This window comes from Nocardioides sp. NPDC000445, from assembly GCF_040300245.1.
Taxonomy (GTDB): domain Bacteria; phylum Actinomycetota; class Actinomycetes; order Propionibacteriales; family Nocardioidaceae; genus Nocardioides.
On the sequence record NZ_JBEPDH010000017.1, the window covers coordinates 15,207 to 41,993 of the forward strand.

Genomic DNA, 26,787 nt, shown 5'->3' on the forward strand with positions numbered 1-26,787 from the left:
GGTCGTGCCCGAGGGTGACGCGGTGCTCCGGACCGCCCGCAGGCTCGACAAGGGACTGGCGGGGCAGGTGCTCACGCGAACGGACTTCCGGGTGCCGCAGCTGGCCACCGCGGACCTGTCCGGCGGCACCGTGCGCGGGACGCTGACCCGCGGCAAGCACCTGCTGACCCGGATCGACCACCGGACCGGCGAATGGACGCTGCACACCCACCTGAAGATGGAGGGATCCTGGCGGGTCTTCGAGGCGGGCCGGCGATGGCCGAAGCCCGGCTTCCAGGCGCGCGTGGCGCTCCGCACCGAGAAGACCGAGGCGGTCGGCTTCCTCCTCGGCATCGTCGAGCTCGTCCCCCGCGACCAGGAGGAGCGACTGGTCGGCCACCTGGGCCCAGACATCCTCGCCGACGACTGGGACCCCGACGCAGCCATCGAACGCCTCGCCCGGGAACCCGACCGGCCACTCTTCGACGCGCTGCGCGACCAGACCAACCTGGCCGGGATCGGCACGATCTACGCCGCCGAGACCTGCTTCATCGCTGGGATCAGCCCGCTGCGTACGGTCGCGGATGCCGGCGACCGGCTCCCCCGCATGCTCCAGCGCACCCGCGACCTGATGCAGGCCGAATGGTCGATGTCCCGCCGGATGTGGGTCTATGGCCGCCGGGCGTGCCGACGCTGCGGCGGCACCGTGACCGTCGCCCGCGTCGGCCCTCCGGGCAAGGAGCGCCCGGCCTACTACTGCGCGAGCTGCCAGCCCTAGCGTCCGTGCAGCAGACGCAACCGGATCTGGGCGATCCGGACGCGAGTGTCACGCATGTGGCGGGCAACATGCGTCCGCTCGCCGGGAGCGACCGAGGTGAACTCGTCGCGAAGGATGTTCAGGGTCTCCTCCAGCCCGAAGAGCTCGGCCTCGAGCAGGTCGGGGGAATGCACGTCGCCCTCGAGACACGGTGACGGCACCGTCAGGTCTGGACGCTCGTTCTCGACTGCCATGGTCATCGCACCATCTCCCCATGAATGCGCGAGCCCGTGGTGGGCTCACATCAGCAAGGAGACGGAACGGACCCCGTTGAGACACGGGTACGGAAAACTCCCCCAGATTGGGGAGAGAATCAAGCAGCGGCGGCGTCGGCCGCGGCGCGGACCGGCATCCGAAGGATGGTGGCCTCTTCGACGGCCACCGCGTGGGAAACGTCGCGAAGGACGTCGGAGAGCGCGACGTCGAGGGCGCTGCAGAGCGAGGCGAGGAGCTCGGAGGAGGCTTCCTTCTGGCCACGCTCGACCTCGGAGATGTAGCCGAGGCTGACTCGCGCCTGCGCGGAGACCTCGCGCAGGGTCATCCCACGCTCCAGCCGCTGGGCACGAAGCACCTCGCCGAGAAGTCGACGGAAGAGCACCATTGCGGTCAGCCTCCTACAGTTCACAAGTCACCGACATCTGGGTGACGTCTTGCTCCAACGCTACCTGACCCCTCGATGTTCCCGCCGAAGTAGTCCGAGTAGTTCATCAACAGCGAACAAACACGTATCACGCTGGATCTCCATGCGCGAGCCCGACAGTCCGAGAAGCGTCGTTGTTTCACCGTGCGGACCGGAAAGGCCCACATAGACCGTCCCGACGGGCTTTCCCTCCTGCTCCTCGGGCCCGGCCACACCCGTGGTCGAGATTCCGTACGTCGCCCCCGACCGCTCCCGCGCCCCCGCGGCCATCGCCGCCGCGCACTCCGCGGAGATCACCCCGACGGTCTCGATCACCGAGATGGGAACACCCAGCAGGGTGTGCTTCAGCTCCGTCGCGTACGTCACGAAGCCTCCGCGGAACGTCTTCGACGCCCCCGGCGGATCGGTGAGCAGCGCGGCCAGGCGGCCGGCGGTCAGCGACTCGGCGGTCGCCACGGTGGCGCCGGCTTCCCGCAGAGCGGCATGGAGATCATCGACTGCTGCCATGGAGAAAAAGGTAGCGGCCCGGTCACCATTTCGGTGACCGGGCCGCGTCGTGCGGTTCGCGAGTCGCTAGCCCGCGTTGCGCTCCAGCCCGACGATCACGGGATCGTGGTCGGAGGAGCGGTAGGGCGAGTCGGTGTGCAAGTCGACACCGGTGTAGTTGTAGCGGCTGTACTCCATCAGCAGGGACTCACCCGAGTTGATCGACCAGATGTCCGAGCCGGTGAAGCGGCGCTGTGCGTGCCTGTTGAGCAGCACGTGGTCGAGCGATCCGGCGAGACCCGAGAAGGAGTAGCTGTACTCGTCGTTGCCGCTGAGCGTCTCGGAGTCGGCGTAGCCGGCCTGGTAGAGGACCTGCATCGGGTCCTCCTGGGTGTAGGAGTTGAAGTCGCCGGCGAGCGCGACGTCGGTGACCCCGGTCTGGGAACGGATCGAGGAGACCCAGGAGACCAGCGCGGTGGCCTGGCGGACCCGCGACTCGTTGGAGGCACCCTGGCCGTCGCCGGTGTCGCCGTCCCCCGGCCACGGGCCGGGCGAGCCCTTCGACTTGAAGTGGTTGACCACGAAGAAGAACGGAGCGCCACCGTCGGCGGGCTTGAAGATCTGGCCGATGGGCTCGCGGGCGTTGCCGAAGGCCTGGTCGTCGCCGCTCTGGTCGCCCAGCGCACGGGCCTCACCGATGCGGCGTACGGCCGAGCGCTTGTAGATGATCGCGTTGGTGATCACGTCGGCGCCGGACGCGTCGGGCAGCTCGGCCGAGGACGGGTTGGCCGTCCAGACCTTGCGGCCGGCGGCCGCGTTGAGCGCGGCGACCAGCGAGTTGGTCGCCTCGTCCGGGGTCTCGCCCAGGCGGGCGGAGTTCTCGATCTCCATCAGGCCGACGACGTCGGCGTCGAGCGCGTTGATCGCCGAGACGATCTTCGACTGCTGGCGACCGAAGTCGGCCGGGTCCCAGGCGCCGCGCTGGTCGCAGCCGCCGCTGACGTTGTTGCCGTCGCCGGCGCGGTCCTTGTAGGCGGTGCAGCCGCCGTCACCGACGTTGTCGTCGTTGGCGTCGCCGAGCGTGGTGAAGTAGTTGAGCACGTTGAAGGAGGCGATCTTCACGTCGGCGTGGCGGCCGATCTTGCGCTCGTCGGGGGCGTCGGTGCGTACGTCACCGAAGTCGGCCGGCCACGACGCCGGGTCGGCGGTGGCGACCTGGGTCGGCTGGAAGCGGTAGGTCGGCGCCGAGGGCGAGCCGCCCTCGGAGAGGATCACCGGGCCGCGGAAGTCGACGGAGGCTCCGACCACGACGGGCGCGGTGTTGGAGACGTAGGGGATCGTCCGGCTCGTCGGCGGGCGCAGCGTGGTCGAGGAGCCGTCGTCGAGCACGATCCCGCGAGCGGCGTTGTCGGCCTCGACGGCCTCGGCCTCGGCCGACCCGGGACGGGCCACCTCGGTCGGCTGGAGCAGCGGGCGGTCGCCCTGGGCCAGGCCGAGCTCGCCGAAGTTCTCCACACCGTAGGTGTTGCTCACGGTGACCTCGCCCTGGGGCGCGAAGAGCATCCCCTCCAGCGACTCCTTCTGCGCGGCGGTCGCCGGCCACTGCGACACGACCGGGTCGATCGACCCGGTGCCGTCGGTGACGATGTCGGCGGCCGTGGGCACCGAGATCTCGGTCAGCCCGGCGTACTCGACCACCGCACCGGTCACGGTCACCGCGTCGCCCGGCTTGACCGTGACGGCACCTGCCGAGCGGGGCTGGTAGACGAAGACCGCGTCGGAGGCGTCGTGGGACCCGAGGTCGAGCGACCCGCCAGTGCCCGGGGTCTGGAGGTAGAAGCCGAAGAAGCCGCCCGAGGGGTAGGCGGCGGTGACGATGCCACTGGTCGTGACGGTCTCACCGACGAGCGGGCTGGCGGTGCCGGTGCCCTGGATGTCGGCGATGGTGACGGCCTCGGCCGTCGTGGCGGCGCGCGCGGTCGGGATGGCGACCGCGCCGATGCCGGCGACGGCGGCCGTCAGGCCGACCACCGAACCGAGCACCTGACGTGCTGAGAACATGGATGACTCCCCGCGTGGAAGTAGAAGGCGATGGGCGGTCTGCCCGATTCAGCACCGACCGAAACCACGCGACCATAACGCGGCGTACGCCCTCGCGGCGGGGATCTTGGGTGAACGTCCGGTAACGGAGTTACAACTACCCGAAATTGGAGATCTACGAGGAGCGGAGCGCGGCGCGCTGCTTCCAGACGCCGTGGAAGAACTGCGCGCCCGACCACATCGTCAGCGCGACCGCCACCGCGAGGCAGATCTGGAAGGCGTAGAAGAGCAGCTCCCAGACGAGGGCGTCACCAAACGCGCCACCGTGGGCCGAACCGTGCGGCAGCGGCATCAGCAGGCCACCGAGCGCGACCGCCTGCACCGTGGTCTTGATCTTGCCGAGCTGGTCGGCGGCGATCACGATCTTCTTGAGCACCGAGAGCCGCAGCAGGGTCACGCTCCACTCGCGCAGCAGCACGATGATGGTCACCCACCACCAGATGTCGCCGACGATCGAGAGGCCGATGAAGGCCATCCCGGTGACCGCCTTGTCGGCGATCGGGTCGGCGATCTTGCCGAAGTCGGTGATCAGGTTGTGCTTGCGGGCCAGGTCACCGTCGATCTTGTCGGTGATCATCGCCAGCGCGAAGATCGCGAAGGAGACCCAGCGCAGCGTCGGGTTGTCGCCGCCGTCGGCGAGCAGCGCCCACGCGAAGAACGGCACGGCGAGGATCCGCAGCGTGGTCAGCGCGTTGGGTACGTTCCAGTTGCTCGTCTTCTGCACCGATGCCTCGGGGGCAGTGCTCTCGTCGTTCACGCGGCGAACCCTATCCGTTCACTTCGGCGACCAGGTCAACGCCTTCGGAGGCGATGACGGTCGCGCTCACGAGATCACCGGGACGTACGCCCTCGACGTCTCCTTCGAGGGAGGTCATCCCGTCGACCTCGGGGCCCTGGTGGGCGGCCCGGCCGAGGATCTCCCCGTCTTCGACCTCCTCGACGAGCACGACGACCTGCTCCCCGATCCGCTCCTCGGCGCGCTGGGCGGTGAGCTCCTCGACGAGCTCGTTGACGTGCTCGACGCGGGCGCGGATCTCGTCGGCGTCCAGCTTGAGCGAGTCGTCGAAACCGGCAGCCTCGGTGCCCTCCTCGTCGGAGTAGCCGAAGACGCCGGTGACGTCCATGCGCGCGGCGACCAGGAAGTCGGTCAGGATCTCGAGGTCCTCCTCGGTCTCACCGGGAAAGCCGACGATGACGTTGGACCGCACCCCGGCCTCGGGCGCGTAGCCGCGGATCTGCTCGAGCAGGCCCAGGAAGCTCTCCGGGTCGCCGAACCGCTTCATCCGCCGCAGGACGGCGTTGGAGGCGTGCTGGAAGCTCAGATCGAAGTAGGGCGTCACACCCGGCGTGGTGGCGATGACCTTCAGCAGGTCGGGCCGGGTCTCGGCGGGCTGCAGGTAGGAGACGCGTACGCGCTCGATGCCGTCGATGGCGGCCAGCTCCGGCAGGAGCGTCTCGAGCAGCCGGATGTCGCCGAGGTCCTTGCCGTAGGAGGTGGAGTTCTCCGAGACCAGGAAGAGCTCCTTGACGCCCTGCTGGGCCAGCCACTGGCCCTCGTGGAGCACGTCGGAGGGACGCCGCGAGACGAACGAGCCGCGGAACTGCGGGATCGCGCAGAAGGTGCAGCGCCGGTCGCAGCCCGACGCGAGCTTCAGGGGCGCCCACGGTGCGTCGTCGAGCCGCGTACGTCCCGCGAAGCCGGGCACCTGGTCGACGGCGGCCATGCCGGGGACCGAGATGGCGGAGGCGTCGCGCTCGACCGGGGAGATCGGGAGCAGCAGGCGCCGGTCCTGAGGTGTGTGCGGGTGGTGGGCCTCGCCGCTGAGGATGGAGCGCAGCTTCGCGGCGATGTCGGGGTAGTCGTCGAAGCCGAGCACCGCGTCGGCCTCGGGGAGCTCGGCGGCCAGGTCCTTGCCGTAGCGCTCGGCCATGCAGCCGACCGCGACGACGGCCTGAGCGCGGCCGGTCTCCTTGAGGTCGGCGGCCTCGAGCAGCGTGTCGACCGAGTCCTTCTTCGCCTGCTCGACGAAGCCGCAAGTGTTGACGACCACGGTGTCGGCCTCGTCCGGGTCGGCGACCAGCCGGAAGCCTCCCGCCGTCAGCCGGCCGGCGAGCTCCTCGGAGTCCACCTCGTTGCGGGTGCACCCGAGGGTCACCATGGCGACGGACACGAGGGGCTGGTCGGTCTCGGCGGAGGGTTCGGTCGCAGTGCTCATCACCGTGAAGTATGACGGGCACACCCGCCTGAGACCGAACCCTCGCGCCGGGACGGGGCGATCAGTCGGGCACGGAGCCCGGCTTCACGGACAGGACCGGGCAGGACGCGCCGAGCAGGATCCGCTGCGCGACGCTGCCCATCAGCAGCTTGCCGACCGGTGTACGCCGCCGCAGACCGACCACGACCAGCTTGGCGTCGAGCTGCTCGGCGGCATCGAGGACGGCCCCGGCGACGTCCGGGTCGATCGACTGCCGGATCTCGTGCGGCCGGCCCGACTCGGTGAGCCGGCGTTCGAGCTCGCCGACCTGCTCCTCGAGGGCGTAGCGGTCGTCGACCAGGGCATCGCCCCGGGAGGCGTTGACGACCACGACGCCACGGTCGCGGCGCTCGGCGTCGGCCAGCGCCCAGTCCAGCGCGACCGAGCCGTAGACGTCGGGCGCCCACGCCACGACCACCCAGCCACCTGCGGGGGTCTCACTCATCACAACACCTTCTCCTTCTCGTCCTCGACCTCGGCCGACTGCTCGGCCCGTGCCCGGACCCGGGCGATGAACGGCCGGCCCAGGATGAACAGCGCGATCAGGACGTAGATGACCACCGCGAGCGGCTCGCTCAGCAGCGCCGTGTAGTCACCGCCCGAGATCGTCAGCGCCTCCCGCAGCTTGGTCTCCATCAACGGCCCCAGGATGACACCCAGGATCAATGGGAGCACCGGCAGTCCGAATCGGCGCATCATCAGCCCGAGCAGGCCAAAGGCGACCAGCAGCGCGATGTCGAACGGGTCCAGGTTGGTGGCGTACGCACCCAGGCAGGCGAAGAACAGGATGCCCGCGTAGAGCTGCGGCCTCGGGATCCGCAGCAGCCGGGCCCACAGCGGCGCCAGCGGCAGGTTGAGCACCAGCAGCAGGGTGTTGCCGATCAGGAGGCTGGCCAGCAGCGTCCACACCAGGTCGGCGTGGTCGGTCATCAGCTGCGGACCGGGGGTGATGCCGTAGCCCTGGAGCGCGGAGAGCATCACCGCGGCCGTGGCCGTCACCGGCAGGCCGAGAGCCAGCATCGGCACGAACATCCCGGCGGCGGAGGCGTTGTTGGCCGCCTCCGGCCCGGCGACGCCCTCGATCGCGCCACGGCCGAAGTCGCCGCGCTTGGAGAGCTTCCGCTCGGTCAGGTACGAGAGGAACGTCGGGATCTCCGCGCCACCGGCAGGAAGCGCGCCGAACGGGAACCCGAAGGCGGTGCCGCGCAGCCACGGCTTCCAGGAGCGACCCCAGTCGTCGCGTCCCATCCAGGGCCGGCCGACCGGGACCACGTGCGCCGGGCGTCGGCGCAGGTGGGCGGCCACCCACAGGGCCTCGCCGAGGGCGAAGATGCCGACCGCGACGACCACGATGTCGAGCCGGTCGACGAGCTGCGTCACACCGAAGGTGAGCCGCGGCTGGCCGGTGTTGAGGTCGAGACCGACCAGACCGATCGTCAGGCCGAGGAACAGCGCGGCGAAGCCACGCAGGGCCGAGGTGCCGAGCACCGTCGTGGTCATGACCAGGGCCAGGACCATCAGCGCGAAGTACGAGGGCGCACCCAGCTCGACGGCGACGTCGGCCAGGGCCGGTGAGAAGAAGGCCACCAGGATGGTGCCGATGGTGCCGGCGACGAACGAGCCGACCGCGGCGGTGGCCAGCGCCTGCGCGCCACGCCCCGCTCTGGCCATCCGGTTGCCTTCCAGCGCCGTCATCACCGAGGCGGACTCCCCCGGTGTGTTCAGCAGGATCGAGGTGGTGGAGCCGCCGTACATGCCGCCGTAGTAGAGGCCGGCGAACATGATGAACGCGCTGGTCGGCTCGAGCCGGTACGTCACCGGCAGCAGCAGCGCGATGGCCATCGCCGGCCCGATGCCGGGCAGCACGCCGACGAAGGTGCCCAGCAGCACGCCGATGGCGGCGTAGAGCAGGTTCATCGGGGTCAGGGCGGACTCGAGCCCACCCATGAGAAGTTCGAAGTTCTCCATCAGTCAGTCCTCACAGGATCCCGTCGAGTACGCCAGGGGTGAGCGGGATGCCCAGACCGACGTAGAAGGCGTACCAGCTGGCGACCGAGAGGACGAGCCCGACGATCACGTCCCGCACGAGCGTTCGGCTGCCGAGGCACCAGGCGGCGCCGGCGAACAGCGCCGCGCCCGAGATCGCCCAGCCGAGCAGGTTCACGGTCGCGACCGTGAACAGCAGGACCGCGACCAGCTTGAGGACCGTCAGCCAGTCGGCCGACGAGCTCAGGTCGACGTCCTCCCCCTCCTCGGGCTCCGGCTGGGAGCCACGGGCGGTGGCGACCGCCAGCAGCACACCGACGACGACGAGGCCGGCGCCGATGACGTACGGGAAGACGCGGGGGCCGACCGGGTCGGCGAAGCCGACGTCCAGGCCGGTGGCGTCGACGACGGTGTAGATCCCGATGACGACCAGGAACAGGGCCAGGCCGTACTGGCCGACGTCGACCCGGCGCGCGGGACTCGTGGGCTCGGGGGGTTGGGTTTCGGTTTCGTGGACGCTCACAGCAGATCAAGCTCCTTCAGGGTCGAGGCGACGCGCTGGTCCTGCTCGACCAGCAGGTCGTCGAAGTCGTCGCCGGTGACGAAGGCGTCGGTCCAGCCGTTGTCCTTCAGCGCCTGCTGCCACTGCTTCGAGTCGTGCATCCGGGTGAGCAGGTCGATCAGCTCCTGCCGGCGCTCGTCGCTGATGCCCGGCGGGGCGAGTACGCCGCGCCAGTTGAGGAACACCAGGTCGATGCCGCTCTCGGTGAGCGTGGGCGCGTCGGCGAAGACTCCGGTGCCACGCTCGTCGCCCGAGACGGCCAGGACCCGCAGCTCACCGGCCTCCACCTGGCCCTCGAACTCGGCGAGACCGGAGAACCCGACGTCGATCTTGTTCCCCAGCAGCGCGCTGGTGAGCGGACCACCACCGTCGTAGGGGACGTACTTGACCTCCTTCGGGTCGATGCCGGCGGCCTCGGCCAGCTGCATCGGGAAGAGGTGGTCGGGGCCACCGGGTGAGGAGCCGCCGCCGACCACGATGGACTCGGGGTCCTCGGCCCAGGCCTTCACCAGGTCGTCGATGGTCTTGAAGGGCGAGTCGGCCGGGACCAGCACACCCTCCTGCTCCTCGATGAGCTGGGCGATCGGGGTCGCGTCCTGGGGGCGGGCGTCCACGCCGAAGGAGTAGGTGGAGCCGACGACGCCCAGACCGATGGTCATGAGCAGGTTGCCGTTGCCCTCCTCGCTCATCAGGCGGGACATCGCGACGGAGCCACCGGCGCCCAGGATGTTGGTCACCTGGATGTCGCCGCCGGTCATGTTGTCGCGGTCGAGGACTCCCACGGCCGCCCGGCCGGTCTGGTCGTAGCCGCCACCGGGGCTGTTCGGGATCCACATGTCGAGGTCACGGGACTGCTCGCCACGGGTCACGCCGCAGGCCGATGCCGCGGCGAGCAGGCAGGTCACGAGCACGACGGCGAGGGCGCGGGTACGGCGTATGCTCGCTGCCCGGCCCCGCTGCGTCGGCAGCGGCGGTCGGGGCGGGGACTGCGATGTCGGCGTCGACAACGGCTGGCCTCCAGACTCAGGGGGAATGAAACGGTCAGTGGCGATGGTCACAGTCCGGGGTGACCGCCGTCACCATTCAGCAACCAAAGGAGGTTGTGTAACTTGTGGCCACAGCGACCGCGGCGCCACCTGTCGCTGGCCGGACAGGTGCTGCTGCTGCAGCTCTCGGTGCTGCTGCTCGTCGTCGTGGCGACCAGCATCGTCTCCCTGCGGCAGAGCGACGCCGACTTCCGTGACTCCCGCGAGGACCGGCTGCGCGCCGCCGCGGAGAGCCTGGCCGGCATCGCGGCCATCCAGGACGGGCTGACCAGCAGCGCCCCCGACCGGCAGGCCCTGGGCTTCTACCTGCAGACCCGGGCCGCCGACGCGGGCGCCGACACCGCCTACCTCACCGCGCTCGACGGCACGGTCCTCGTCGCCACCGACCCCACCCGGGTCGGCGAGACCCTCGATCTGGGCAGGCGAGAGACGAGCCGGGCCTGGTCCGGCGACATCGACGACGCCGGCCGCCGGGCGATCGCCGCCCAGGTCCCGGTCTACGGCGGTGGCTCGACCGGCGCGGACGCCGAGGCGCCGCGTCCGGTCGGCGTGGTCGTCGTGACCGAGGACTATCCGCCGCTGACCGAGCGCCTCGCCCGCACCTGGGCCGACGCCCTCACCGTGCTGCTGGCCGGTCTCGCGCTCGGCGTGCTCGGGTCGTGGCTGCTGGCGCGGCTGATCAAGCGACGTACGCGTGGGCTGGAGCCGCGCGACATCGCCGCCCTCGCCGACCACCGCGAGGGCCTGCTCCGCTCGATCCGCGAGGGGGTGCTGGCGGTCGGCGCCGACGGGCGGGTCAGCCTGATGAGCGACAGCGCCCGCGAGCTGCTCGGGCTGACCTCGGACCCGACCGGGCACCGGCTCGACGAGCTCGACCTGCCCGCCGAGACCCTCGCCCTGCTCAGCGGAGCCGAGGAGGTGCACGACGCACCGCTGGTCGCCGGTGAGCGGGTGCTCGTGCTCAACCGCAACCGGGTCCACCACGACGGCCGCCCCGCCGGCACCGTCACCACGCTGCGCGACCGCACCGAGCTGGTAGCGCTGCAGAGCGAGCTCAACGCCCGCGAGAGCGTCACCGAGACGCTGCGGGCGCAGACCCATGAGTTCAGCAACCAGCTGCACACCATCACCGGGCTCCTCGAGCTGGAGGAGTATGCCGAGGTGGGCCAGTTCGTCACCGGGCTGACCGCGCGCCGGGCGGCACTGAGCGACCACATCACCTCGCGGATCGACGACCCTGCGGTGGCCGCCCTGCTCATCGCCAAGGCGAGCCTGGCCGCCGAGCGCCGGGTGAGCATCGACCTGGACGCCACCAGCTCGCTCCCCCGGCTCACCCCCGACGGCTCCGCCGACGTGGTCACCGTCCTCGGCAACCTGGTCGACAACGCCGTCGACGCGGCCGCGCTGGTCGGCCCGCTCGACGGTCGGGTCGGCGTACGCCTGACGGCCGCGGGCCAGACCGTGACCGTCCGCGTCTCCGACACCGGCGGCGGAGTGCCGGCCGAGCGTCTGCCCGAGATCTTCCGGCGCGGATTCAGCACCAAGCCGCGCGACGCCAGCGGCCGCGGCGTCGGGCTCGCGCTGGTGCAGCTGGTGTGCCGTGCACGCGGCGGCGAGGTCGAGGTGGAGAATAGCGGGTCGGCGGAGCGCCCGGGCGCGGTCTTCATCGCTACCCTGCCGGGCGCCGCGCCGCTCGCCCCACCCACCACCCCACCCGCCGCCCCACCCGGCGATACTGCCCCCGAGGAGGCCCGATGACGTCCGCACCGGAGCTCACCGTGCTCGTGGTCGAGGACGACTTCATGGTGGCCTCGATCCACACCCGCTTCGTCGAGCGCGTCGACGGGTTCCGCGTCGTCGGGGTGGCCGCGACAGGCTCCCAGGCGCTCGAGGAGACCGCCCGCCTCTCCCCCGACGTGCTGCTGCTCGACGTGCACCTTCCCGACTTCAGCGGCATCGAGCTGCTGCGCCGGCTGCGCGGACGAGGCGACGACGCCGACGTCATCGTCATCACCGCCGCCCGCGAGGCCGACACGGTGCGGGCCGCCGCGGCCGGCGGCGCCGCCCACTACGTGGTCAAGCCGTTCCCGTTCGAGGACCTGGCCGCCCGGCTCGACGACGTACGCCGCTCCCGCGAGGCGCTCGCCCGGATCGGGCAGCGCGCCGAGGGAGCCGAGGGGGCCGAGCACCGCGACGAGGTCCAGGCCGGCATCGACGAGGTCTTCAGCCACCAGGGCGCACGCGAGACTCGTGAGCGGCTGCCGAAGGGGCTCAGCGCGGAGACCGCCCGGGCCGTACTGGCCGCACTGCAGGCCGCCGGCGAGCTCAGCGCCACCGAGTGCGCCGAGGAGATCGGAGTCTCCCGGGTGAGCGCGCGCCGCTATCTCGAGCACTTCGCGAGCACGGGCCGGATCGGCGTACGTCTCAACTACGGCACCGCCGGACGCCCCGAGCGGCGCTACCGGGCGGGCGACTCCTGAGCCGTCGGCTCAGGCGGACTCGCGGATCACCAGCCTCGTCGGGAGCACGACGGAGGGCTCGACGTCCTCCCCCGCGACCAGACGGAGGATCTGCTCGGCGAGGCGGGTGCCGATCTCGTGGATCGGCTGGTGCACCGTCGTCAGCGGCGGGTCGGTGAACCGGGCCGCCTCGACGTCGTCGAACCCGATCACCGCCACGTCGTCGGGCACCCGGCGGCCGAGCCGGCGCAGCGTACGCAGGGCGCCGTCGGCCATCAGGTCGGAGGCCGCGAAGACGGCGTCGATGCCAGGATCGCGCTCCAGCAGCCGCTCCATCGCGTCGATGCCCGACTGGCGCATGAAGTCGCCCTCCTCGACCAGCGGCACCGCCCCCGGCAAGGCCTGCAGACCGGTGAGGTAGCCCGCCAGGCGCTCGCGCCCGGCGACCATGTCCTGCGGCCCGCAGATGGTCGCGATCCGGCGCCGGCCGAGACCGATGAGGTGGTTCATCGCCGCCTCCACGCCGCTGGCGTGCTCGACGTCGATGTACGGCACGGTCGCCTCACCCAGCGGCCGTCCGCTGGTGACGACCGGGACGCCCGCCACCCGCAGCTCCTCGGGCAGGGTGTCGGCCCCGTGCATCGAGGCCAGCACGACGCCGTCGACGGTGCGGCCGTGCACGTAGCGCAGGATCCGGTCGTGGCTCGACTGCGTCGAGGCGAGCAGCAGAACCAGCTGCTTGTCCGCCTTCTCCAGCGCCTCGCCGACACCGCGGATCACGCCGGGGAAGAAGGCGTCGTCGGAGAAGACCCGGGTCGCGGACTCCGGCAGGATCAGGGCGATGGAGTCCGTACGCTGCGTCACCAGGCTCCGCGCCGCCGGGTTCGGCACGTAGCCGAGGTCGGCGATCGCTTGGCGGATGCTCTCGGCGACGTCGGGACGTACGGTCGTGGAGCCGTTGACGACGCGCGAGACCGTCGCTCGCGAGGCCCCGGCCGCCCGGGCCACCGTCTCCAGCGTCGGCCGGCCGGCCGGGGTCTCGTTCATGTATCGAAACCTATCGCCTACCGCTCACCTTGAGAACGTGAACCAGTTGAGGTTGACGAAGTCGGCCGGCTGGCCGCTGGCGAACCGCAGGAACACCGTGTGCGTTCCGGTCACCCCGCTGATGCTGCCCGGGACCGTACGCCAGCTCTGCCAGCCTCCGGTGTTGGCCACCGAGAAGCTGCCGATCGGCGCGTTGTTCACGTTGTCGAGGCGTACCTCGACCAGGCCGCTCACCCCCGCCGGCGCACCGGAGGCGACGCGCGCGGAGAACGTGTGCGCGGCGCTGGAACCGAAGTTCACACCGTCGTAGCGGAGCCAGTCGCCGTTGCTGAGATAGCCGACGTTCTGACCGCCGCCGGTGTCGGTCGTCGCCTCCATCTGGGTGCCGCTCTGGGCGTTGTAGGACTCGGCCTGGATGGTGGAGTAGGCGTCCCGGCTGCCAGGGGCCGGCGGGTCGGTCGGCTCGGTGGTGCCGCCGCCCTTGGAGTAGACCGCGACGTAGTCGACCAGCATGGGCACCCCGGAGGCGGTCGCCGAGGTCGGGTTGCCGGGCCAGCCGCCGCCGATCGCGACGTTGAGGATGATGAAGAAGCCGTGGTTAGTCGCGTTGTTCCAGGTCGTCGCGTCGACCTGGTCCGAGCGGACCGTGTGGTAGAGCGTGTTGTCGACGTAGAACCGGATCTGCTGCGGACTGGTGCTGCGGTCCCACTCCATCGCGTAGGTGTGGAACGACGACTGGCAGGTCGAGCCCGGGCAGCCCTGGAGCGTCCCGCCGAGGCCGGTGGTCTCGTTGCACGGACCGCCGGGCGAGGTGCCGCAGTGCAGCGTGCCCCAGACCTGGTTGGCGCCGTTGACGTTCTCCATGATGTCGATCTCGCCGATGCCCGGCCAGTTCCAGTAGTTGCCGCGGAAGGGCTCGCCGAGCATCCAGAACGCCGGCCAGATGCCCTGCGCCGCGGCGCCGGTGACGTTCGGCATCTGGATGCGTCCCTCGACGCGGAGCACTCCGCCGGAGGGCGGCTGGAAGTCGGTACGGGTGGTCTCGATGCGCCCGGAGGTCCAGTTGCCGGCGCCGTCGCGGATCGGCTTGATGACCAGGTTGCCGTTGCCGTCCTGGTAGACGTTCTGGGTGCTGTCGCTGTGGTAGGCGATCTCCCCCGTGCCCCAGTTGGCCGCGCCGCCGGGGTAGCTGTGGCCGATGTCGTACATCCAGTTGTTGGTGTTGATCCGCGACCCGGCCGCGCCGGTGAAGTCGTCGCTCCACACCTTCGTCCAGCCGGCCGGGGTGCCCGGCTCCGACGCCTCCGACGCCTGTCCGAAGGATGTCAGTGGGATCGCCACGGCGACCACGCCGGCCGCGATCACAGCGGCCCCTAATGCCTTGAGACTTCTCATGATGACTCGCTTCCCGATGAATGAGCGATGAGTCTGGCGACTCGTGAGAGCGCTCTCTCGAATGTCATGGTCCCAAACCCGATGTGACCCGCGTCACCAAATCCCGATCTCTTTAACAACCCCGCCGAGTCGGCGCGTTCTGACCGAAAACAGCGCCGAGTCGGCTCGTCATGACGAGCCGACTCGGCGGGGACGGTGTGTGTTAGTTGGCGGTGTAGGTGCGCTGAGCGGCCTCGCCGGTCTTGCCGAGGGCCTTGGCCTTGCCGTCGCCGACAGCGACCTTGAGGGAACCGTCGGAGGTCTGTACGCGCAGGGGCGGGGTGACCTGGAGCTCCTTGGACTCGCCGAAGGCGAGGTCACCGCTGAAGACCACCTTGCCGCGCGGGTCGCGGACGACCACGTGGGCACCGCCACCGGCGGCGGAGATGGTCACCGGTACGGGCGAGGACTTGCCGTAGGGGCTGTCGGTGCCGGCGGAGCCGTCGAGCTGGATCGCTCCGGCCTCGGGCTCGTGCTGGGTGCCGTCGATGACCAGGCGCGCGACCGACCAGACCAGGATGACCGCCATCACCGCGGCGACCAGGACCGACCAGGACGGACCGCCACGCATACGCCGGACCGGACGGATCGCGGCGCTGTGGGCGAGCTCGGCCTCGAAGACGGCGCGCGGGCTGACCGGGCCGGAGGCGTACTTCTCGTCATAGGTGCGCAGCAGCGGCGCGACCTCGATGCCGAGGACGCGCGCCAGCGTACGCAGGTGGCCACGGGCGTAGAAGTCGCCGCCGCAGGGGCCGAAGTCGTCGACCTCGATCGCCTCGATGACGTGCGGACGGATCCGGGTCCACTCGGCCAGGCCGTCCATGTCCAGGGCGAGCCGGCGGCGGGCCGCGGCGATCTCGGCACCGATCTCGGGGACCTTGGCCGGCACCACCTCGGTGGGCTCGTCGTCGACGCCGTCGATAGCCAGCGCCTTGACGCCTTCGTCGGGCACCGCGATCGCACGTACGCCCTCGGGCTCGGAGTCCTCGAGGTCCTCGTCGAGGTCCTCGTCGACATCCGAGTCCTGGACGTCCACGTCGGCGAACGCCGCCTCGGCCAGGTCCAGCTGGAGCGCGTTCGCGCCGTGGATGGCGATGGTCTCCTGGGGCTCCTCGGGCACGTAGCGTACGTCCACCCGGACCGCCGTCGAGGGCTCGCGCAGCGGCGCGACCGGCTCCGCCTTCGCCTCTGCCACGAGATTCACTTCGGGCTCAGGCTCGGGGTCGGTCTTCGGCGTCGCCTCGTCCTGTTCCGCGCTGTGCGCGGTCGTCTCAGTGTCCCGGTCCACCTGGTCCTGCTCCGCCTCGTCCACCACGTCTGCGGCATTGATATCAGGCTCGTCCAAGACCCGGAGCATCCGGGGGTTGGTGTCTCCGACCCGCTCGGAGAGGGGCGGACGGACCGCGGTGTCACCGTCGTCCGAGGCGGCATCGGCAGGGTGGTCCTCGGCGCTCTCGTCGGTGTCCGTCTCCGGCTCCTCCACGTCGAGCGCGGGGTCGATCTCGACGACCTCGACGCCGTCGGCGGCGACGATCGCGATGGCCTCGGTGACGTCGTCACCGGCGCCCAGGACGCGGGTGGAGAGGCCGAGCGGGAGCGAGAACGGGAGGCCGTAGAGGCGCTCGGTCAGCATCGCCTGGCGCCGGGCGGTCGGCGATAGCTCCTCGAGCACCTCGTCCTCGTCGTGCAGCAGCACGCCGATGCGGCCGTCCTTCCAAAACCGCTCGATCCCGTCCGGACGCGGGGTGTGCTCGACGGACTCGATCTTCGACCACGGGATGCCCTGCCAGGTCTGGCCGAAGCGGAGGCGTACGCCCTGCTCATCGACGAGCAGCAGCGGCATCCGGGAGTCCCAGGCCGTCCAGCCCTGCACCGCCGCGACGACGAGCAGGATCAGGCCGACCAGATAGCCCTCGATGCCGCCGCGCAGCACGAAGGCGATGCCGACGAGCAGCGACGCGAGCGCCACCACCAGCGCGAGGCGGCCGTTGCGGCGTACCTCGACGACGTCGACGTCGTGGCTCTCGACGGTCTCGGCAGGGTCGACGGTCTCGACCGCCGGTGAATTCTCGCTCACATCTCCCCCTGGATCGTTGCGATGACGCCGTCGATCTCGTCCGGCTTGACGAGTACGTCGCGTGCCTTGGAGCCCTCGGAGGGACCGACAACCCCGCGCGACTCGAGGATATCCATCAGGCGGCCGGCCTTGGCGAACCCGACGCGGAGCTTGCGCTGCAGCATCGAGGTCGATCCGAACTGGGTCGAGACGATCAGCTCGATCGCCTGGATGACCAGGTCCATGTCGTCGCCGATGTCGTCGTCCAGGACGCGCTTCGACTCCGCCGGGGCGGTCACGTCGTCGCGGTAGGACGGCTCCAGCTGGCCCTTGACGCTCTTGACGACCGCGTTGACCTCCGACTCGGAGACCCAAGAGCCCTGCACACGGATCGGCTTGGAGGAGCCCATCGGCAGGAACAGCCCGTCACCCTGGCCGACCAGCTTCTCCGCACCGGGCTGGTCGAGGATGACGCGCGAGTCGGCCAGCGACGAGGTCGCGAAGGCGAGTCGCGAGGGCACGTTGGCCTTGATCAGACCCGTGACCACGTCGACCGAGGGCCGCTGCGTCGCCAGCACCAGGTGGATGCCGGCGGCACGGGCGAGCTGGGTGATGCGTACGACCGCGTCCTCGACGTCGCGCGGGGCGACCATCATCAGGTCGGCGAGCTCGTCGACGATGACCAGCAGGTAGGGGTAGGGCGACAGGACCCGCTCGGAGTCGGGCGGGAGCTGCACCTTCCCGGCACGGACGGCCTTGTTGAAGTCGTCGACGTGGCGGAAGCCGAAGTTGGCCAGGTCGTCGTAGCGCATGTCCATCTCGCGTACGACCCAGGCCAGCGCCTCGGCGGCCTTCTTCGGGTTGGTGATGATCGGCGTGATCAGGTGCGGCACGCCCTCGTAGGAGTTGAGCTCGACCCGCTTGGGGTCGACCATGATCATCCGCACCTCGTCGGGTGTGGCCCGCATCAGCACCGAGGTGATCATCGAGTTGATGAAGGACGACTTACCCGAACCGGTCGCACCCGCGACCAACAGGTGGGGCATCTTGGCGAGGTTGGCGACGACGAAGCCGCCCTCGACGTCCTTGCCGACACCGGTGATCATCGGGTGGTGGTCGCCGCGCGCGGCGTTGGAGCGGAGTACGTCGCCGAGGGTGACGATCTCCTTGTCGATGTTCGGGATCTCCACACCGACGGCCGACTTGCCGGGGATCGGCGAGAGGATGCGTACGTCGGCGGAGGCCACCGCGTAGGCGATGTTCTTCTGGATGCCGGTGATCTTCTCGACCTTCACGCCGGCGCCGAGCTCCACGATGTAGCGGGTGACCGTCGGGCCACGGGTGTAGCCGGTGACCGCGGCATCGATGTTGAACTCCTCGAGCACCGCCTGGAGCCGGCTGACGATGTCGTCGGAGGCCTTGGAGCGGGCCTTGTGCGGCGAGCCGGGCTTGAGCAGGTCGCTGCCCGGGAGCGTGTAGGCGACGTCGCCGGCGAGCATCAGCTGCTCGACCCGCTGCGGCAGCTCGGCGTGCGGCGGCGGCTCGAGGTCGCCCTTGGGGCCGCGCTTCTGACCGGGCCTCGGTGCCCCGTCGGAGACCGCGGGCATGAGGCCTGCCGCATCGCTGGGCACGGCCTCGTCGGGCTGGGTGTCGGCGTCCGGGTCCTCGTCGAGGGCGAGCGCGATGTCGAGCCCGTCCTTCTTGCGCTTCTTCTTCGGCTTCTCCTCCTCGAGGAGCGGCGTCTCGTAGGGCTCGAAGCCCTCCGGGTCGAAGGTGTCGTCGTCGGCGAAGAGCTTGTTGCCCCGGCGCACCCGCCGGATGTTGGTGCCGCTCTCGCTCATCTCCTCGGGCGGTGTCAGGCCGAGCGCCCGATCGCGCAGCTCCACCAGGCGACTCGGCACCTGGTAGAGCGGGGTCCCGGTGATCACCAGGATCCCGAAGACGACCAGAAGGGACAGGAGTACGACGACCACGGCCGTCGAACGCAGCACGTCGAGCAGCAGGCTGGCCACGACGTAGCCGATCGCACCGCCGGCCCACTGCAGCTCGGTGCTGTCGCCCGAGGTGGGCTGCGGGTTGCCGTTGGCGATCTGGATGATGCCGAGCGTGGCCATCAGGAACGCGGCCCAGCCGATCGCGAGCCGGCCGACCGGAGCGGCGTTGACCGGGTCGCGCATCAGCCGGGCACCGGCGACGACGAGCCCGACCGGCACCAGCCAGCCGACCTTGCCGACGACGCCGGCCACGGCGATGCGTACGACGTCGAAGAACTGTCCGCCGAGCTGGAACCAGACGCCGGCGGCGACGAGGACGGAGAGGCCGATCAGGAACAGGCCGGCGCCGTCGCGCCGGTGCTCCGGCTCGAGGTCACTGGCGGCCTGGCCGCCGACGCGGAAGATGGCCGCCACTCCCCCGGCGATCGCCAGCCACAGGCTCGCGATGGTCGAGAAGATGGCATCGAAGAGGACCGCGATCGGGCTCGGCCCGTTGCGCACGGCACGGGGTGGCGTACGGTTCGTCGTCTTCTTCTTCGCGGCAGGGCGGCGTTTGGCCGGCGTTGCCTTGGAGCGGGCCCGGCTCGTGGCCGTTGCTCGCTTTGTCGTGGTCGTACTCCGGGGACGGGTGCTCTTGTTGGTGGTCGAGCTCCGCGAACCCGGCGGGGAAGACGTACGGGTCGCCATACAAGCAGGGTATTTGACCGAGCGGCCTGGCTCCGGGACCCCATGGGGGTGTGTTGCATCGGTGTAGTTTGCCGCCATGCAGAGCCTCGCAGTCCTCATCGCCCTTTTCACCGCCGCCGACGCCGTGGCGGACTGGACCTGCGTGTGGTTCGGCTGGCGGCGGATCCACTACGTCACCAAGCCCCTGGTGATGGTGGGGCTGATGGTGTTGGTGGGGCTCGTCAGCGACGGCGAGCCGGCAGCGTGGTGGCTGATCGTCGCGCTCTTCTTCGGGATGCTCGGCGACATCTCGATGATCGGAGCTTCCACCCGGCGCTTCCTCGGCGGGGTGGGGTTCTTCTTCGTCGGCCATCTGGCGTACGCCGTGACCTTCCTCGCCCTCGGTCTGGAGACCCCCGCGTGGTCCTGGGCCGGAATCGTGGTCGCGGTCGTGCTGGCGATCCCGATGGGCCGGGTGCTCGGGGGCGCCCGTCAGATGGGCGGTGTGCCGACGGCTGCGGCCCTGGCGGCGTACTCGCTGGTGATCGCCACCATGCTCGTGCTCGGCTGGATGACCGGGAGCGTGTGGATCGCCGTGGGCGCGCTGATCTTCGTCGTCAGCGACACCCTGATCGGGATCAACCTCGCCGAGCACGGCAACGAGCCGCCGCGCCTGACCAACGTGCAGATCATGGTGACCTATCACGTCGGCCAGGCGCTGATCACGGCTGGCGTGCTGCTGGCGCTCTAGGCCTCGATGACGACCGGGACGATCATCGGGCGGCGACGGTGGGTGCTGGAGACCCAGCGCCCGAACGTACGCCGGATGGCCTGCTGCAGCTGGTAGGTGTCGGTCGCACCCTCCGAGATGGCCCGGTTGACCGCCTTGACGATCGGCTGCTTGATCGGCTCGAAGGCATTGTCCGGCCACACGTGGCCGCGGGCGTGGATCTCGGGGCCGCTGGCGACGGTGCCGTTGACCGAGTCGACCACGACGATGATCGAGACGAAGCCCTCCTCGGAGAGGATGCGGCGGTCCTTGAGCTCGGACTCGGTGACGTCGCCGACGGTGGTGCCGTCGACGAAGACGTAGCCACACTCGACCTTGCCCGCGATCTCGGCCTTGCCGTCGATCAGGTCGACGACCACGCCGTCCTCGGCGTAGACGACGCTCTCGACGCCGGTCTGGCGGGCCAGGTCGCCGTTGGCGAGCAGGTGGCGCACCTCGCCGTGGACGGGCATCACGTTGCGCGGGCGGACGATGTTGTAGCAGTAGAGCAGCTCGCCGGCGCTGGCGTGGCCGGAGACGTGCACCAGGGCGTTGCCCTTGTGGACCACGTTGGCGCCGAGGCGGGCGAGGCCGTTGATCACCCGGTAGACCGAGTTCTCGTTGCCGGGGATCAGGCTCGAGGCGAGCAGGACGGTGTCGCCCGGCTCGATGTGGACGAAGTTGTGGGTGCCGTTCGCGATCCGCGACAGCGCCGACATCGGCTCGCCCTGCGAGCCGGTCGAGACCATGACGACCCGCTCCGGCGGCAGCTCGGCGAGCTCCTTGGCGTCGACGATGACGTCCTCGGGCACGTGCAGGTAGCCCAGGTCGGAGGCGATCTGCATGTTGCGGACCATCGAGCGACCGACGTACGCCACCTTGCGGCCGTGCGCGACCGCGCTGTCGAGCACCTGCTGGACGCGGTGCACGTGCGAGGCGAAGCAGGCCACGATGATGCGCTGGTCGGACTCGCGGAAGACCTGCTCGATCGCCGGGGCGATCTTCTTCTCGGCGGTCGTGAAACCGGGGACCTCGGCGTTGGTGGAGTCGGTGAGGAACAGGTCCACACCCTCCTCGCCGAGCCGGGCGAACGCGCGCAGGTCGGTGATCCGGCCGTCCAGCGGCAGCTGGTCCATCTTGAAGTCGCCGGTGTGCAGCACGAGACCGGCGCCGGTGCGGATCGCGACCGCGAGCGCGTCCGGGATGGAGTGGTTGACCGCCACGAACTCGAGCTCGAACGGCCCGAAGGAGATCGTGTCGCCCTCGCGTACCTTGTGCTGGACGGTCTCGCGCAGGCGGTGCTCGCGCAGCTTGGAGCCGAGCAGGGCCAGGGTCAGCTCGGAGCCGACCAGCGGGATGTTCTGACGCTCGCGGAGCAGGTAGGGCGTCGCGCCGATGTGGTCCTCGTGACCGTGGGTCAGGACCAGCGCCTCGATGTCACCGAGGCGGTCACGGATCGGGCCGAAGTCGGGCAGGATCAGGTCGACGCCGGGCTGCTGCTCCTCGGGGAAGAGCACACCGCAGTCGACGATCAGCAGCCGGCCGTCGTATTCGAAAACGGTCATGTTGCGGCCGACCTCGCCGAGGCCGCCGAGAGGGGTGACCCGCAGGCCGCCCTTGGGGAGCTTGCCGGGTTCGGTCAGCTCCGGGTGTGGGTGAGACAAAGGCGTTCCTTCTAGAGAAGGCCAGAGGCCTCCAGCCCGGCTCGCAGCGCCTCGACCTCGTCGCTGTCGAGAGCCACCAGCGGCCCTCGTACGTTGCGGTTGTCGATCACGCCGGTCAGCTCGAGTGCGGCCTTGGCAGTGGTGGCTCCGTAGTTCGGGACGCCCATGATGGCGTCGATCGCGGGGAGCATCCGCGCATAAGTCTTGCGGGCGGTCTCGATGTCGCTCGCCGCGAAGGCGTCGATCATCGTCCGCGTCTGGTCGCCGAGCACGTGGGCGGCGACGCTGATCACGCCGACGGCGCCGTGCGCCAGCCAGGCGAGGGTGAGCGCGTCGTCACCGGAGTAGATCGAGTAGCCGAGGTCGAGCAGCCTGGTGCCGCGCGGGAAGTCGCCGGCGGCCTCCTTGACCGCGACGACGGTGTCCCAGGTGATCGCCTCGCGGTAGGTGTCGAGGGTGATCGGGGAGCCGGTGCGGCCGGGGACGTCGTAGAGGATGACCGGGGTGTCGGTCGCGGAGACCACGGTGCGGAAGTGCTCGCGGATGCCGCGCTCGCCCGGCTTGTTGTAGTAGGGCGTCACCAGCAGCAGGCCGTCGGCGCCGATCGACGCCGCCTGCTTGGCGAGCTCGACGGTGGTGCGGGTGTCGTTGGTGCCGATGCCGGCCACGATCTTGGCGCGGTCGCCGACGGCGTCCTTGACCGCGGCCAGGATCTCGCCGTCCTCGGCAGGAGTGGTGGTCGGCGACTCGCCGGTGGTGCCGGAGACGACGATGCCGTCGTGGCCGTGATCGACCAGGTGCTTGGCGACTTTCTGGGTCTGCTCCAGGTCGACCGAGCCATCGTCGTTGAACATCGTGACGAGTGCGGAGAGCACGGTGCCGAAGGGAGCATCAGTCATGGCGTACAGACTATCGTCAGACGCGCTGCATGACCTCGTCGGCTACGAGTGCGAGATGGTCGAGATCGCTCAGGTCGAGCACCTGGAGGTAGATGCGGGTCGCGCCGGCGTCCTCGAACCGCTTGATCTTGGCGACCACCTCGTCTGGGGTGCCCGCCAGACCGTTCTCACGCAGCTCGGCGGGCTCGCGGCCGATCGCCTGCGCCCGGCGGGCGATCTCGTCCTCGTCGCGGCCGACGCAGAGCACCTGGGCGGCGGAGTAGATGATCGAGTCGTCCCGGCCGGCTGCCTCGACGAAGCGCCCGACGTTCTCGAACAGCGCCTGGGACTCCTCGACGGAGACGAACGCTGCGTTGAACTCGTCGGCGAAGGTCGCGGCCAGCGTCGGCGTACGCTTCTTGCCGCCACCGCCCACGATCACCGGGATCGAGCCGGCGTGGCCACGGGTCTGGACCGGCTTCGGCAGGCCCGGGCTCTCCTTGATCGTGTAGTGCTTCCCGTTGAAGTCGAAGGTCTCCCCCGGCTCGGTCGCCCACAGACCGGTGATGATCTCGAGCTGCTCCTCCAGCCGGTCGAACCGCTCCCCCAGGGCCGGGAACGGGATCCCGTACGCCTCGTGCTCTTCCTCGAACCAGCCCGCTCCCAGGCCGAGCTCGACCCGGCCCTCGGACATGTCGTCGACGTTGGCAGCCTGGATGGCCAGCACACCCGGGAGGCGGAAGGTCGCCGAGGTGACCAGGGTGCCGAGCCGGATCGTGCTCGTGTCGCGGGCCAGGCCGGCGAGCGTCGTCCACGCGTCGCTCGGTCCGGGCAGTCCGTCGACCGAGCCCATCTTCAGGTAGTGGTCGGAGCGGAAGAACGCCCCGAATCCCAGCTCCTCGGCCTTCTTGGCGACAGCGAGGATGTCGGCGTAGGACGCCCCCTGCTGGGGCTCGGTGAAGATGCGCAGCTCCATGCCGTTTACCTTAGAGGGGCGAGACACCTACTCGCGCGTCAGGGAGCGAAGGCGGGCTGTGGAGCTCAGCTCACGGCGCTCTCGTTCGGCCATGACCTGCGCCTGGTAGTGGGCACTCAGCGGATCGGCTCGCGGCGCTGTCGTCACGGGCGCTCCCCACATCGTCCAGGCCGGCCCGTTCTCGATCGGGAGCCAGGTGTTGGTGAAGTCTGCCGCCCAGTCCCCTGGCGGTTCGAGCCGCAAGTCTGATCGTTTGAGGCCGACGAGGTCGGCGGTGAAGACCGCCCAGGCCCCGAGCGTCGCCACGAGCGGAAGCGGCTTGCGGGCGGCGATCTGGAAGGCCGTCAGTAGGGGCAGGTGCCAGTCTCCTGCCACCACGGCGGCCTGCTCCACCCATGTCGCCTTCAGGTCGAGAGTTCGCTGGCGCCCGATCCGCGCGATGAACGGTCGCCACCGGTCGAGCACCTCGTCGCTGCACCTCGGCCGCGCGAGCAGCTCCTCGAACCGTTCGTTCTCGTAGAAGTACGCCGACCCGACCCGGTGCCGCGGCCCGGCCAGCCCCGCGCGCAGCACCCGCTTCGCCTGGGCCTCGCCCAACAGGTGCACGTCGGCCAGTCGGAGCACGGCCTCGGTCGTAGTGATCCACATGTGCCGAACGTACGTGTGAGCACCGACATCGATGATCAGACCGGATCGGCCGGGTCGCAGCAACCCGCGATCGGGCGGCTATGGCTGAGGATCCGAGCTTGTGAATGCTTCACAAGCTCGGATCCTCAGTCATAGCGGACGAGATCGCCCTGCCCTGCCGCTAGCCGAGGCGCTTGCGCATCAAGACGTCGTCGATGCCCGGAGCTCGACACGACTGAGAAAGACGCGGTCGTACGCCTCGTGGGGCTCACGCTTCGTCTCGACCCATTCCGTCTCGTCGAAGTCCGGGTAGAGGACGTCGCCCTCCGGGGTCAGGTGGACCCGGGTGATGACCTGCTCGGTGGCGTACGGGAGGGCGGCCGCATAGACCTGCGCTCCCCCGGCGATGACGATGTCGCCCTGCTCCTTCGCGGCCAGGGCGAGGGCGGATTCGATGTCGTGGGCGACCAGGACACCGTCGTACGCCCAGTTCTCGTCGGTGGTCAGGACGACCGTCGTGCGGCCCCGGAGGGGGCGGCCGATGGACTCGAAGGTGGTGCGGCCCATGACGAGCGTGTGGCCCATCGTGATCGCCTTGAACTCGGCCTGCTCGCCGGGGATCTTCCAGGGGATGTCGGGGCCGTTGCCGATGACGCCGTTGTCGGCGACGGCCGCGACCATCACGACGCGCCCCGAACCGGCCTCAGACGGCAACGGGAGCCTTGATGGCGGGGGCAGGGTCGTAGCCCTCCAGCGTGATGTCCTCGAGCTCGAACGCGTCGATGTCCTTGACGTCCGGGTTGAGCCGCAGCGTCGGCAGCGGCCTGGGCTCGCGGGTGAGCTGGAGACGGGCCTGCTCGAGGTGGTTGCTGTAGAGATGGGCGTCGCCGAGCGTGTGCACGAAGTCACCGACCTCGAGCCCGGTCACGTGAGCGACCATGTGGGTCAGCAGGGCGTAGGAGGCGATGTTGAACGGCACCCCCAGGAACACGTCAGCGGAACGCTGGTAGAGCTGCAGGCTCAGCTTGCCGTCGGCGACGTAGAACTGGCACAGCGTGTGGCACGGCGGCAGCGCCATGTCGTCGATGTCGGCCGGGTTCCAGGCGGTGATGACGTGGCGGCGGCTGTCGGGGTCGGTGCGGATCTGGTCGATGATCTTGGAGATCTGGTCGACGTGGCGCCCGTCGGGAGTTGGCCAGGAGCGCCACTGGTAGCCGTAGACGGGGCCCAGGTCGCCGTTCTCGTCGGCCCACTCGTCCCAGATCGTGATGCCGCGCTCCTGGAGCCAGCGCACGTTGGTGTCGCCGCGCAGGAACCAGAGCAGCTCGCCGAAGACCGAGCGGGTGTGGACCTTCTTCGTCGTCAGCAGCGGGAAACCCTCGCTGAGGTCGTAGCGGGTCTGGTGACCGAAGACGCTGATCGTGCCCGTCCCGGTGCGGTCGGACTTCTCCACGCCCTCGTCGAGGATGCGGGTCAACAGATCGAGGTAGGACTGCACGGCCCCAGCCTAGGTCAGAGCTCCACCGTCCCATGGATGGTGGTCAGTGTGTCTCCGCCCACCCACACCTGGTCCTCGACCCGCTCGACGTGCACGCGTCCCCTCCGCTTCAGGATGGTGCCCTGAGAAGCGACGTACGCCTCCGGTAGCTCCGACCCGGCCAGCCACTGCCCCAGCGCGGCGTTGAGCGACCCGGTGACCGGGTCCTCGAAGGCGACGCCGTCGGCCGGGAAGTACGCCCGGACCTCGACCGCGCACTCGCTGCCCTCGGGGTAGCGCCCGACGAGGCCGACCTTGTGACTCCCCAGAGCGGCGTGGTCGGGCGTCACGGCCAGTACGGCCTCCGCATCGGCGAGCATCACCCCGACCCAGCCCGGCCCGTTGTCGCACCACCGCGCGCCCTGGATGTCGTCGCGGGAGATCTGCAGCCCCTTCGCGATGGCTCCCAGCGTCTCCTCGTCGACCTCGCCGCCCCGGATCAGCTCAGGCGCAGCGAAGGCGATCCGCTCCTCACGGCGCAGCTCGACCAGACCGACGCCGCACTCCTGCACCAGGCTGGCGCCCTTCGGCTTCCCGCCCGCCTCCAGCCACGCGTGCGCCGACCCGACCGTCGGGTGGCCCGCGAACGGCAGCTCGCCGCTGACCGTGAAGATCCGCAGCCGGTAGTCGGCAGCCGGGTCCGTCGGCGTCAGCAGGAACGTGGTCTCGGACAGGTTGGTCCACCGCGCGAAGGCAGCCATCTGCTCGTCGGTGAGACCGTCGGCGCCGTGTACGACGGCGACCGGGTTGCCCAGCAGCGGCTCGTTGGTGAAGACGTCGACCTGGCGGAACTCGTAGGCAGTCACGCG

Annotated in this window: 25 protein-coding genes; 4 read left to right on the forward strand and 21 right to left on the reverse strand. The window is 70.1% G+C overall.

All coding sequences use genetic code 11. The features are described from left to right. The first annotated feature begins 4 nt into the window (after positions 1-4). Complete coding sequence (locus ABT304_RS21435; RefSeq protein WP_350718261.1) at positions 5-757, forward strand: DNA-formamidopyrimidine glycosylase family protein; 753 nt, start codon at positions 5-7, stop codon at positions 755-757. Here the strand turns inward: ABT304_RS21435 and ABT304_RS21440 are convergent. The 10 genes from ABT304_RS21440 to ABT304_RS21485 all read right to left on the reverse strand — a co-directional run bounded on the left by ABT304_RS21440 (position 754) and on the right by ABT304_RS21485 (position 9,832). Then, entirely contained in the window at positions 754-996 is a 243-nt protein-coding gene (locus tag ABT304_RS21440; protein WP_160022459.1) for a hypothetical protein, read from the reverse strand. The two genes, ABT304_RS21435 and ABT304_RS21440, sit on opposite strands and share 4 nt — an antisense overlap. A gap of 113 nt (positions 997-1,109) precedes the next feature. Continuing rightward, complete coding sequence (locus ABT304_RS21445) at positions 1,110-1,397, reverse strand: helix-turn-helix domain-containing protein (protein ID WP_160022457.1); 288 nt, start codon at positions 1,395-1,397, stop codon at positions 1,110-1,112. Positions 1,398-1,457: 60 nt separating this feature from the next. Further along, a complete protein-coding gene (locus tag ABT304_RS21450) occupies positions 1,458-1,943 on the reverse strand; it encodes a CinA family protein (protein ID WP_350718263.1) in 486 nt (161 codons plus the stop codon). A 66-nt stretch (positions 1,944-2,009) separates the two neighbouring features. Then, positions 2,010-3,983 carry an ExeM/NucH family extracellular endonuclease gene (locus tag ABT304_RS21455; protein WP_350718265.1) on the reverse strand — a complete coding sequence of 658 codons (1,974 nt, stop codon included), beginning with the start codon at positions 3,981-3,983 and terminating at the stop codon, positions 2,010-2,012. A gap of 154 nt (positions 3,984-4,137) precedes the next feature. Further along, positions 4,138-4,779 (reverse strand): CDP-diacylglycerol--glycerol-3-phosphate 3-phosphatidyltransferase, encoded by a 642-nt coding sequence (gene pgsA / locus ABT304_RS21460; RefSeq protein ID WP_350718267.1) that lies wholly within the window; start codon positions 4,777-4,779, stop codon positions 4,138-4,140. A 10-nt stretch (positions 4,780-4,789) separates the two neighbouring features. Continuing rightward, complete coding sequence (gene rimO / locus ABT304_RS21465) at positions 4,790-6,193, reverse strand: 30S ribosomal protein S12 methylthiotransferase RimO (RefSeq protein WP_350718491.1); 1,404 nt, start codon at positions 6,191-6,193, stop codon at positions 4,790-4,792. A 106-nt stretch (positions 6,194-6,299) separates the two neighbouring features. Further along, positions 6,300-6,722, reverse strand: coding sequence for a universal stress protein (locus ABT304_RS21470; RefSeq protein ID WP_350718269.1), 423 nt, complete (start codon positions 6,720-6,722; stop codon positions 6,300-6,302). Then, entirely contained in the window at positions 6,722-8,245 is a 1,524-nt protein-coding gene (locus tag ABT304_RS21475) for a tripartite tricarboxylate transporter permease (RefSeq protein WP_350718271.1), read from the reverse strand. Before ABT304_RS21475 ends, ABT304_RS21470 begins: the two co-directional genes overlap by 1 nt. Positions 8,246-8,255: 10 nt before the next feature. Beyond that, complete coding sequence (locus ABT304_RS21480) at positions 8,256-8,786, reverse strand: tripartite tricarboxylate transporter TctB family protein (protein ID WP_350718273.1); 531 nt, start codon at positions 8,784-8,786, stop codon at positions 8,256-8,258. After that, positions 8,783-9,832, reverse strand: a complete 1,050-nt coding sequence (locus ABT304_RS21485) for a Bug family tripartite tricarboxylate transporter substrate binding protein (protein WP_350718275.1) — start codon at positions 9,830-9,832, stop codon at positions 8,783-8,785. The genes ABT304_RS21480 and ABT304_RS21485 overlap by 4 nt, the downstream gene beginning before the upstream one ends. 102 nt (positions 9,833-9,934) lie before the next feature. On the opposite strand from ABT304_RS21485, the gene ABT304_RS21490 reads away from it, so the two are divergent. Further along, positions 9,935-11,629, forward strand: coding sequence for a sensor histidine kinase (locus ABT304_RS21490; protein ID WP_350718277.1), 1,695 nt, complete (start codon positions 9,935-9,937; stop codon positions 11,627-11,629). Continuing rightward, positions 11,626-12,351, forward strand: coding sequence for a response regulator (locus ABT304_RS21495; RefSeq protein WP_350718279.1), 726 nt, complete (start codon positions 11,626-11,628; stop codon positions 12,349-12,351). The genes ABT304_RS21490 and ABT304_RS21495 overlap by 4 nt, the downstream gene beginning before the upstream one ends. Before the next feature lie 9 nt (positions 12,352-12,360). On the opposite strand, the gene ABT304_RS21500 is transcribed toward ABT304_RS21495, so the two are convergent. From ABT304_RS21500 to ABT304_RS21515, 4 genes are all read right to left on the reverse strand, one after another. Further along, positions 12,361-13,377: a LacI family DNA-binding transcriptional regulator gene (locus tag ABT304_RS21500; protein WP_350718281.1), complete on the reverse strand. Its 1,017-nt coding sequence runs from the start codon at positions 13,375-13,377 to the stop codon at positions 12,361-12,363. Positions 13,378-13,401: 24 nt separating this feature from the next. Next, the gene (locus ABT304_RS21505) at positions 13,402-14,772 is read right to left on the reverse strand and encodes a glycoside hydrolase family 16 protein (protein WP_350718283.1); all 1,371 of its coding nucleotides are present in this window, start codon (positions 14,770-14,772) and stop codon (positions 13,402-13,404) included. A gap of 202 nt (positions 14,773-14,974) precedes the next feature. Then, on the reverse strand, positions 14,975-16,888 hold the full coding sequence (locus ABT304_RS21510; RefSeq protein WP_350718285.1) for a helix-turn-helix domain-containing protein: 1,914 nt from the start codon (positions 16,886-16,888) through the stop codon (positions 14,975-14,977). After that, a complete protein-coding gene (locus tag ABT304_RS21515) occupies positions 16,885-19,548 on the reverse strand; it encodes an FtsK/SpoIIIE family DNA translocase (protein ID WP_201450991.1) in 2,664 nt (887 codons plus the stop codon). The genes ABT304_RS21510 and ABT304_RS21515 overlap by 4 nt, the downstream gene beginning before the upstream one ends. Before the next feature lie 76 nt (positions 19,549-19,624). On the opposite strand from ABT304_RS21515, the gene ABT304_RS21520 reads away from it, so the two are divergent. Then, on the forward strand, positions 19,625-20,278 hold the full coding sequence (locus ABT304_RS21520) for a lysoplasmalogenase (protein ID WP_350718287.1): 654 nt from the start codon (positions 19,625-19,627) through the stop codon (positions 20,276-20,278). Here ABT304_RS21520 and ABT304_RS21525 read toward each other — a convergent pair. From ABT304_RS21525 to ABT304_RS21555, 7 genes are all read right to left on the reverse strand, one after another. Further along, positions 20,275-21,960, reverse strand: coding sequence for a ribonuclease J (locus tag ABT304_RS21525; RefSeq protein ID WP_350718289.1), 1,686 nt, complete (start codon positions 21,958-21,960; stop codon positions 20,275-20,277). The two genes, ABT304_RS21520 and ABT304_RS21525, sit on opposite strands and share 4 nt — an antisense overlap. Positions 21,961-21,971: 11 nt before the next feature. Continuing rightward, positions 21,972-22,859, reverse strand: a complete 888-nt coding sequence (gene dapA / locus ABT304_RS21530; protein ID WP_350718291.1) for a 4-hydroxy-tetrahydrodipicolinate synthase — start codon at positions 22,857-22,859, stop codon at positions 21,972-21,974. A gap of 16 nt (positions 22,860-22,875) precedes the next feature. Further along, positions 22,876-23,814 carry an LLM class F420-dependent oxidoreductase gene (locus ABT304_RS21535; RefSeq protein ID WP_350718293.1) on the reverse strand — a complete coding sequence of 313 codons (939 nt, stop codon included), beginning with the start codon at positions 23,812-23,814 and terminating at the stop codon, positions 22,876-22,878. Positions 23,815-23,841: 27 nt separating this feature from the next. Beyond that, positions 23,842-24,462 carry a hypothetical protein gene (locus ABT304_RS21540; protein ID WP_350718295.1) on the reverse strand — a complete coding sequence of 207 codons (621 nt, stop codon included), beginning with the start codon at positions 24,460-24,462 and terminating at the stop codon, positions 23,842-23,844. A gap of 180 nt (positions 24,463-24,642) precedes the next feature. Continuing rightward, positions 24,643-25,155 (reverse strand): dihydrofolate reductase, encoded by a 513-nt coding sequence (locus ABT304_RS21545; protein WP_350718297.1) that lies wholly within the window; start codon positions 25,153-25,155, stop codon positions 24,643-24,645. Further along, a complete protein-coding gene (locus ABT304_RS21550; RefSeq protein ID WP_350718299.1) occupies positions 25,145-25,939 on the reverse strand; it encodes a thymidylate synthase in 795 nt (264 codons plus the stop codon). The genes ABT304_RS21545 and ABT304_RS21550 overlap by 11 nt, the downstream gene beginning before the upstream one ends. 14 nt (positions 25,940-25,953) lie before the next feature. Next, positions 25,954-26,784, reverse strand: coding sequence for a PhzF family phenazine biosynthesis protein (locus ABT304_RS21555; RefSeq protein ID WP_350718301.1), 831 nt, complete (start codon positions 26,782-26,784; stop codon positions 25,954-25,956). Between the last annotated feature and the right edge of the window lie 3 nt (positions 26,785-26,787).

Excerpts from the sequence above, each read along its gene's own strand:
- ABT304_RS21440 (WP_160022459.1), bottom strand. The coding sequence starts at position 996 with ATGACCATGGCAGTCGAGAACGAGCGTCCAGACCTGACGGTGCCGTCA.
- ABT304_RS21445 (WP_160022457.1), bottom strand. The coding sequence starts at position 1,397 with ATGGTGCTCTTCCGTCGACTTCTCGGCGAGGTGCTTCGTGCCCAGCGG.
- ABT304_RS21450 (WP_350718263.1), bottom strand. The coding sequence starts at position 1,943 with ATGGCAGCAGTCGATGATCTCCATGCCGCTCTGCGGGAAGCCGGCGCC.
- ABT304_RS21455 (WP_350718265.1), bottom strand. The coding sequence starts at position 3,983 with ATGTTCTCAGCACGTCAGGTGCTCGGTTCGGTGGTCGGCCTGACGGCC.
- ABT304_RS21470 (WP_350718269.1), bottom strand. The coding sequence starts at position 6,722 with ATGAGTGAGACCCCCGCAGGTGGCTGGGTGGTCGTGGCGTGGGCGCCC.
- ABT304_RS21475 (WP_350718271.1), bottom strand. The coding sequence starts at position 8,245 with ATGGAGAACTTCGAACTTCTCATGGGTGGGCTCGAGTCCGCCCTGACC.
- ABT304_RS21495 (WP_350718279.1), top strand. The coding sequence starts at position 11,626 with ATGACGTCCGCACCGGAGCTCACCGTGCTCGTGGTCGAGGACGACTTC.
- ABT304_RS21500 (WP_350718281.1), bottom strand. The coding sequence starts at position 13,377 with ATGAACGAGACCCCGGCCGGCCGGCCGACGCTGGAGACGGTGGCCCGG.
- ABT304_RS21505 (WP_350718283.1), bottom strand. The coding sequence starts at position 14,772 with ATGAGAAGTCTCAAGGCATTAGGGGCCGCTGTGATCGCGGCCGGCGTG.
- ABT304_RS21515 (WP_201450991.1), bottom strand. The coding sequence starts at position 19,548 with ATGGCGACCCGTACGTCTTCCCCGCCGGGTTCGCGGAGCTCGACCACC.
- ABT304_RS21520 (WP_350718287.1), top strand. The coding sequence starts at position 19,625 with ATGCAGAGCCTCGCAGTCCTCATCGCCCTTTTCACCGCCGCCGACGCC.
- dapA (WP_350718291.1), bottom strand. The coding sequence starts at position 22,859 with ATGACTGATGCTCCCTTCGGCACCGTGCTCTCCGCACTCGTCACGATG.
- ABT304_RS21535 (WP_350718293.1), bottom strand. The coding sequence starts at position 23,814 with ATGGAGCTGCGCATCTTCACCGAGCCCCAGCAGGGGGCGTCCTACGCC.
- ABT304_RS21540 (WP_350718295.1), bottom strand. The coding sequence starts at position 24,462 with ATGTGGATCACTACGACCGAGGCCGTGCTCCGACTGGCCGACGTGCAC.